Source organism: Caulobacter sp., assembly GCF_049283275.1.
Lineage (GTDB): Bacteria > Pseudomonadota > Alphaproteobacteria > Caulobacterales > Caulobacteraceae > Caulobacter.
This window is the reverse complement of the sequence record NZ_JBAPVS010000011.1, coordinates 1-7,486: the sequence shown is the minus strand read 5'-3', so window position 1 is coordinate 7,486 and position 7,486 is coordinate 1. Positions and strand designations below refer to the sequence as shown.

Here is a 7,486-nt window from a genome sequence, read left to right as displayed (position 1 = left end):
TGGGGACACGCCGCAAGGGCATGTCCCCGGCTTCAAGCCGCCTGCGTCTCCAGCCAGTCCCTGAACGCCGCCAGAGCCGGCGTGACCGCCCGCGACTTCAGCCAGGTCAGCCAGTACATCCCCGATCCGACCTCCAGGGCGAACGGCCGCACCAGCCGGCCCTGCTCCAGATCGCGGGCGAACATCATCGACGGGGCCAGGGCCACGCCCGCGCCCTGCATGGCCGCCTCGACCATCACCCACGAGCTGTCGAACACCGGCCCCCGGATCGGAGGCGGAGTCAGGCCGGCGGCCGCGAACCAGTCGGGCCAGTCATCGGCGCGGTAGCTGCGCAGCAGAACCTCCGAACTCAGCGCCTCGGGCGTCTTCAGCCGCTCGGCCGTGGCCGGCGCGCACAGCGGCGTCATCGGCGCGGCGAACAGCGGCACGGCCTGGGTGCCGTGCCAGGCCCCGTCGCCGAACCGCACGGCGCAGTCCAGCCCCTCGCCGGCGATGTCGATGCGGTTGTTGTTGGTGAACAGGCGCAGGTCGACGAACGGATATGCCTCGCGGAAGGTCGGCAGGCGCGGCAGCAGCCAGCCCACCGCGAAGGTGCCCACCACTCCCACGCTGAGCACCTCCATCAGCCGGCCCGCCGAGAACCGCTCCAGCACCTCGCCCATGCGCTCGAAGCTGTCACGCAGCACCGGCAGCAGAGCCAACCCCTCGTCGGTCAGGGCCAGGCCTCGCGGCAGGCGTCGGAACAGGGCCGCGCCCAGCCGCTGCTCCAGGCCCTTGACCTGGTGGCTGACGGCCGCCTGGGTCACGCACAGCTCGATGGCGGCCCGCGTGAAGCTCAGATGCCGGGCCGAGGCCTCGAAGGCGCGCAGGGCGTTCAGGGGCAGTTGCGCGCGGCTCATCTCGACCCCCAATTTTTCTAAGGTTTCGGCCGAAGTATCATCGTTTGATCCAGGGGTCACTCGTCGGCCATCTTGCGGGCCATGGAGGACCTGATGATCGACAGACGCCAAGTGTTAACGGCCATTTCCGCCTTACCCGCCCTTTCGGTCTCTGCCCCAGCCGTCTCGGCCACGACCGCGCGACTGACCAGCGGCATTAGCCGGGGTATCGCCGCCCTGGAGGTTCGCAGCGGCGGTCGGCTGGGCGTGGCCGTGCTCGACACCGCCACCGGCAAGACCTTCGCCCATCGCGCCGACGAGCGTTTCGCCATGTGCAGCACCTTCAAGGCCCTGGTCGCGGGCCTGGTGCTCAAGCGCGTCGACCAGGGGCAGGAGCGGCTGGACCGTCGGATCCCCTATGGCAGAGATGTGCTGATCACCCACTCGCCGGCCACCGAGAAGCACGTCGGCGAGGGCATGACGGTGGGAGCGCTATGCGAGGCCACGATCACCCTCAGCGACAACGCCGCCGCCAACCTGCTGCTCGACACCTTCGGCGGACCAAAGGCCCTGACCGCGTTCCTGCGGGGCCTGGGCGATCAGGTCACCCGTTGCGACGGCTACGAGCCGGGGCTGAACATCGTCAAGCCGGGTGAAATCCACGACACCACCTCGCCCAACGCCATGCTGGCCACCTTGCGGACCCTGACCTTGGGCGGGGCCCTGTCGCCGGCTTCGCGCCAGCAACTGATCGCCTGGCTGGTCGCCAACCAGACCGGCGACAAGCGCTTGCGGGCCGGCCTGCCCGCCGGCTGGAAGGTCGGCGACAAGACCGGCAGCTGGGGTGACGACAAGGTCGGGACCACCAACGACATCGCCGTGGTCTGGCCCACACCCGGACGCCCGCCGCTGCTGATCACCACCTATCTGAGCCGCTCCGCGCTCGACAACGACGGCCGCAACGCCGTGATCGCCGAAGTCGCGCGCCTGGTCGCGGCCGCGGGCTTTGGGTCGTAGCAGGTCACGGGCAATCTCAAGGTCGCGGCGATGAACCGCGCAGCAAGCCACTGTTCTTTAAGCCCTTCGCCCTACTCCTACGACGTGGATCAGCTTAGCTTGAGCGGAAGCTGAGCGACCCGCGAAAGCAGGGTGATGATAGAGACGACCTCTTCGGCTGCCGCTTCGCCACCCTCGACCTGGTCGGGCGGCGATCTTGTCAAAACCGCGGGCCTCGCGGTGATGGCGGCGATCGGCTATGCCCTGCTGGCCTATCTCTGCGTCGAATTCCCCAGCAATCGTGGCCAGGCCGCGCCGATCTGGCTGTCCAACGGCTTCGGCGTGGCTTGCCTGTTGTCGTGCCGCAATCGCCACTGGCCGGCCGTTCTGCTGGGATGCTTGGTCGGCGGCCTGACCGCCGGAGCCCACGTCGGCGACCTCCAGACCGTCAACCTGGCGCTCGTCAGCTGCAACATCTTCCAGATCCTGGCCTGCGCCTGGGGAATGCGTCGCGTCTGCGGCCAGGAGGTCGATCTGGGCCGGGCCCGAGACATGATCGCCTTCGCCCTGATCTGCGGCCTGGCGGCTCCGATCGCCACTGGCCTGATCGCCGCCTCGATCCATACCGCCATGCGCGGCGGCGTGCTGCTGATCAATATCGGCGTCTGGACGCTGGGCGACATCCTGGGCCTGATGACCATCACCCCTTGCCTGTTGGCCTTGGTGCGCATCCGCCACTATTTGAAGGAGCGGCCGCTGTCGGTCTCCGGGGTCGGCTGCTTGCTGCTGTTGCTGGTGGTGACCATCTCGGTCTTCATCCAGTCCCGACCCCTGCTGTTCATCATTCCGCCCGTGATGTTGCTGGTCGCCTGGCGTCTGGAGGTGCTGGGCGCGGCGCTGAGCGCGACGCTGGTGGCCGTCGTGGCCGTGATCTTCACCATGGCCGACCTTGGCCCGATCACCCAACTTCCGGACGGTTCGCCCGACCAGGCCATCGTGTTGCAGCTGTTCCTGGCCACGGCGATCTTCATCAGCCTGCCCGTGGCCTCGATCCAGCGCCACCGGCGCGAGATGCTGCTGAGCATGACCGAAGCCAACGCCGCGGTGGTCCGCAGCGAGGCGCGCTTCCGCCAATTGGCGGAAAACGCCCAGGACATGATCGTCCACAGCAACCTGCAGGGCGTCATCCAGTACGTCTCGCCCGCCTGCGTCCCCATGCTGGGCTATGCGCCCGAGGAGCTGATCGGCCGCCTGGGCATGGCCACGGTGGTGCACGGGAACGACCGCGATGCTGTGCGCGACATCGTCGTCGAACAGATCAACCACATGGTCCATCACGACAGCAGTCCTAGCCGCGTCGAGTACCGCGCGATCCGCAAGGACGGCCAGGTGATCTGGCTGGAGTCCCGCCCCGGTCTGCAGCACGATCCGCTGACCGGCGCCGTCACCGGCATCACCGACATCGTCCGCGACGTCACCGAGCAGAAGGCCATGGAGCGCAAGCTGCGCGAGGCCCGCAACGACGCCGAGGCCGCCGCCGCTGTGAAGAGCGAATTCCTGGCCAATATGAGCCACGAGCTGCGCACGCCCCTGACCTCGGTGCTGGGCTTCGCCCGCCTGGTCGACGAGGACCCCGACCTGACGCCCGACGCGCGTCGCTTCATCGGCCGGGTGCTGAGCGGCGGCAAGGCGCTGCTGACCACCATCAACGACATCCTCGACTTCTCGAAACTGGAGGCCGGCCAGCTGGAGCTGAAGCTCGAAGTCGCGGCGCCGGACGAGATCATCGACGAGGTGCTGGACCTGTTTTCGCTGGAAGCCGGGGCCAAGGGCGTGGCCCTGCGCGCCGAAGGCCTGGCCCGCCTGCCGTCCGACCTGATGATCGACAGCGGCCGCCTGCGCCAAGTGCTGCTGAACCTGGTCGGCAACGCGGTGAAGTTCACCGAGCGCGGCGCGATCACCGTCAGCGCCGCCTATGACGACGCCGGCCATCGCCTTCACCTGTCGGTGGCCGACACCGGTCCGGGCATCGCGCCCGAGGACGTGGACCTGCTGTTCCGCCGCTTTTCGCAGGTCGATGCGGGCCTGACCCGCAAGCACGGCGGCACGGGCCTGGGCCTGGCGATCTGCAAGGGCCTGGTCGAGGCCATGGATGGCCAGATCGGCGTGATCAGCGTGCCCCGCCAGGGCGCTTGCTTCAGCTTTGACATCGCCGCCCCTCCCGCCGTCGGCCTGGAGATCCAAGCCGCGCAGGACGCCGCCGTCTCCCTGCTGCCGCCCGCCAGCCGGGTGCTGGTCGTCGATGACAATCCGGCCAATCGCGAGCTGGTCCACGCCATCCTGACCGCCATGGGAGCCGAGGTGATCCAGGCCGCGGACGGCGAGGAAGGCGTGGCCGCCGCCGCCGCCCGTCCGTTCGACGCCATCCTGATGGACCTGCGCATGCCGCGCCTGGACGGCGCCCAGGCCGCCCAGCGCATCCGCGACGAAGACGGACCGAACGTCCGAACGCCGATCATCGCCTTCTCGGCCGACGCCCGGCCCGGCGACCCCGACGGGGTCTTCGACGGCGCGGTGTCCAAGCCGATGACCGCCGCCGGCTTGATCGAGGCGCTCAGCGCCGCCATGGCCGCGTCGACGGCGCGAAGGTTCCAAGCCTCGGCCTGAGCCGCAAGCTCGAAGATCATCGATCGCCGAGATTGCGCGGCCAGCCGCGCACGCTAGGATCGCGCCTCCCCCAGGAGGCCTCCCCCATGAGCGATGAACTCGTCTTCTACACCAACCCGATGTCGCGCGGCCGGATCGTCCGCTGGATGCTGGAGGAGGTCGGCGTCCCCTACCGCACGGTGGTTCTGGACTACGCCTCGTCGATGAAGGCGCCCGAGTATCTGGCGGTCAATCCGATGGGCAAGGTGCCGGCGATCACCCATCGCGGCGTGGTGGTCACCGAGGGCGCGGCGATCTGCGCCTATCTGGCCGACGCCTTTCCCGAGGCCGGTCTGGCCCCGCCGGTCAGCTCGCCCGAGCGCGGCACCTATTACCGCTGGCTGATGTTCGCCTGCGGACCGGTGGAGGCGGCGGTCACCAACAAGTCCATGGGGTTCGTGGTTCCGGACGATCGCAAGGCCACGGCCGGCTACGGTTGCCTGGAGGACACCCTGAACGCCCTGGAGACGGCGGTGAGCGGCAAGCCCTACATCGTCGGCGACAAGTTCTCGGCGGCCGACGTCTATGTGGGCGCGCAGATCGGCTGGGGCATGATGTTCGGCTCGATCGAGAAACGTCCGGCGTTCGAGACCTACTGGGCGGGCCTCAGCCAGCGTCCGGCGGCCAAGCGCGCGTCCGAGATCGACGACGCGCTGATCGCGGCGGCGAAGGCGGCTCAACCGGCTTAGCGGCAGAGGAGACCCCTCAGTCGCTCCGCGACAGCTCCCCCAGAGGGGGAGCATCTGCAGGCCTGGATCCTCCCCCTTTGGGGGAGGTGGCCCGGAGGGTCGGAGGCGGCTCGCTCGCGCCGCCCCCTCACCTGCTCTACGCCAGGACCTGGATCACCACCCGGCGGTTCTGAGCTCGGCCGTCGGGGGTGTCGTTCGGCGCCACCGGATCATCCTCGCCATATGAGATGGTCGCCATGCGGTTCAGCGGCACGCCCTGCTTGCTGAGGAACTTGCGCACGGTCTCAGCCCGTTCCGCGGCCAGGCTCTCGTTGTACTTTTGATCGCCCGTGGCGTCGGTGAAGCCCTGGATTTCCAGATAGACGTTCTTGTTGTCGCCCTTCAGCTTCGAGGCGAAGTCGGCCAGGCGCTGTTCGGCTTCCGACGACAGTTCATGCCGGTTCAGCGGGAACTTCACCGAGTCGTCGCTCAGCACCACCGAGTACAGGAACTTGCCCTCGGCCAGCTTGCCGGCGTCGGTCGCGCGCTTCAGCGCCTCCTGGCTGGTGCGGTCGACTTCGCCGAGCTTGGTCTCCGTGCCGTCGAGCCGGGTGTTCACCACCCCGACCTGTTTGTTGACGAAGCCCTTGGTCGCGCAGCCGCTGACGGACAGGCCGCCCGCCACCAAAGCGCTCACCATCATCATCTTGTAATTTACGCTAATCATCGGGACACCCTTCCACCTTGTTTCAACACCGAGCGCCAAGCTGAACCGTTCGACAGTCAGCAGCGGCGCTTCGTCAGTCGAAAACCGACATTTGAAAGAGGCGAATTCTGGGCCTGTTCTAGACAGACTTAGCCATTATCAGGAACGTCTCGACGCCGCTCCTAAATAGCGCGCGCGTACGTACAAGTCGGCCAAAAGTTCCCGAGAAATATTTGCAATATTTGAGGGCGGAACGGTCATCCTGGACCCGTTTTTCCATCTCCGCCAGACAGAAAAACGGGCGCGTCCATCGGACGCGCCCACATGAGATTCGACCAAGGTCAGGCTATTGCAGCGTCGCCTTGCCGATCGTCAGACCTTCGGACCCGGCGCCGACCGAGATCACCCCGCCGTCCTCCAGCTCGCCGGCCAGCAGCTTCTTGGCGATCGGGTCGATCAGGTCCTTCTGGATCACGCGCTTGAGCGGGCGCGCGCCATAGACCGGGTCGTAGCCCTTGTCGGCCAGCCACTGCAGGGCCTCGGCGTCCAGGGCCAGGGTCATGCGGCGCTCGGCCAGCATCTTGTCCACCCGCTGCAGCTGGATGCGGACGATGTCGCCCATGTTGCCGCGCGACAGGCGCTTGAACAGGATGATCTCGTCGATCCGGTTGAGGAACTCGGGGCGGAAGTGGCCGCGCACCGTGTTCATCACCATCGGCCGCACCGCCTCCACGTCCTCGCCGTCCTCCTGGCTGGCCAGATATTCGGCGCCGAGGTTGGAGGTCATGATGATCAGGGTGTTGCGGAAGTCGACCGTCCGGCCCTGGCCGTCGGTCAGGCGACCGTCGTCCAGCACCTGGAGCAGCACGTTGAAGACGTCCGGGTGAGCCTTCTCGATCTCGTCGAACAGCAGCACCTGGTACGGGCGCCGGCGCACCGCTTCCGTCAGCGCCCCGCCCTCGTCGTAGCCGACATAGCCGGGAGGCGCGCCGATCATACGGCTGACCGAGTGCTTCTCCATGTATTCGGACATGTCCATCCGGGTGATGGCGGCCTCGTCGGCGAACATGAACTCGGCCAGGGCCTTGGTCAGCTCGGTCTTGCCCACGCCCGTCGGGCCCAGGAACAGGAAGCTGCCGATCGGCTTGGACGGATCGTGCAGGCCGGCCCGAGCCCGCCGGACGGCGTCTGACACCGCCTCCAGCGCCTCATCCTGGCCGACGACGCGGCCGCGCAAGGCGTCCTCCATCTTCAGCAGCTTTTCGCGCTCGCCTTCCAGCATCTTCTCGACCGGCACCCCGGTCCAGCGGCTGACCACGGCGGCGATCTGCTCGGCGTCGACGACTTCCGGCGTCAGGGCCTTCTCGCCGCCGATCTCGCCGGCCTCGGCGTCGGACAGACGCTTTTCCAGAGCGGGGATCTCGCCGTACTGCAGCTGGCCGGCCCGGGCGAAGTCGCCGGCCCGCTGGGCGGCGGCCAGGTCGGCGCGCAGGCGGTCCAGGGCCTCGCGGGCCTGGGCGGCCCCGCCGACC

6 protein-coding genes are annotated in these 7,486 nt (G+C 68.0%); 3 read left to right on the top strand and 3 right to left on the bottom strand.

Annotated elements, in window-relative coordinates; all coding sequences use genetic code 11:
• Positions 1 to 32 precede the first annotated feature (32 nt).
• Entirely contained in the window at positions 33 to 899 is an 867-nt protein-coding gene (locus tag WAL33_RS00560) for a LysR substrate-binding domain-containing protein (protein ID WP_422177456.1), read from the bottom strand.
• Between the two features lie 93 nt (positions 900 to 992).
• Here WAL33_RS00560 and bla point away from each other — a divergent pair, with 93 nt between their 5' ends.
• From bla to WAL33_RS00545, 3 genes are all read left to right on the top strand, one after another.
• Complete coding sequence (bla, locus tag WAL33_RS00555) at positions 993 to 1,895, top strand: class A beta-lactamase (RefSeq protein ID WP_422177454.1); 903 nt, start codon at positions 993 to 995, stop codon at positions 1,893 to 1,895.
• A 222-nt stretch (positions 1,896 to 2,117) separates the two neighbouring features.
• Entirely contained in the window at positions 2,118 to 4,541 is a 2,424-nt protein-coding gene (locus tag WAL33_RS00550) for an MASE1 domain-containing protein (protein WP_422177452.1), read from the top strand.
• 86 nt (positions 4,542 to 4,627) lie between these two features.
• Complete coding sequence (locus WAL33_RS00545; RefSeq protein WP_422177450.1) at positions 4,628 to 5,269, top strand: glutathione S-transferase family protein; 642 nt, start codon at positions 4,628 to 4,630, stop codon at positions 5,267 to 5,269.
• A 136-nt stretch (positions 5,270 to 5,405) separates the two neighbouring features.
• On the opposite strand, the gene WAL33_RS00540 is transcribed toward WAL33_RS00545, so the two are convergent.
• Both WAL33_RS00540 and WAL33_RS00535 read right to left on the bottom strand, forming a co-directional pair.
• The gene (locus tag WAL33_RS00540) at positions 5,406 to 5,975 is read right to left on the bottom strand and encodes an OmpA family protein (RefSeq protein WP_422177448.1); all 570 of its coding nucleotides are present in this window, start codon (positions 5,973 to 5,975) and stop codon (positions 5,406 to 5,408) included.
• A 325-nt stretch (positions 5,976 to 6,300) separates the two neighbouring features.
• Positions 6,301 to 7,486, bottom strand: a 1,186-nt coding sequence (locus WAL33_RS00535; protein WP_422177446.1) for an AAA family ATPase, incomplete at its 5' end; no start/stop codon positions are given.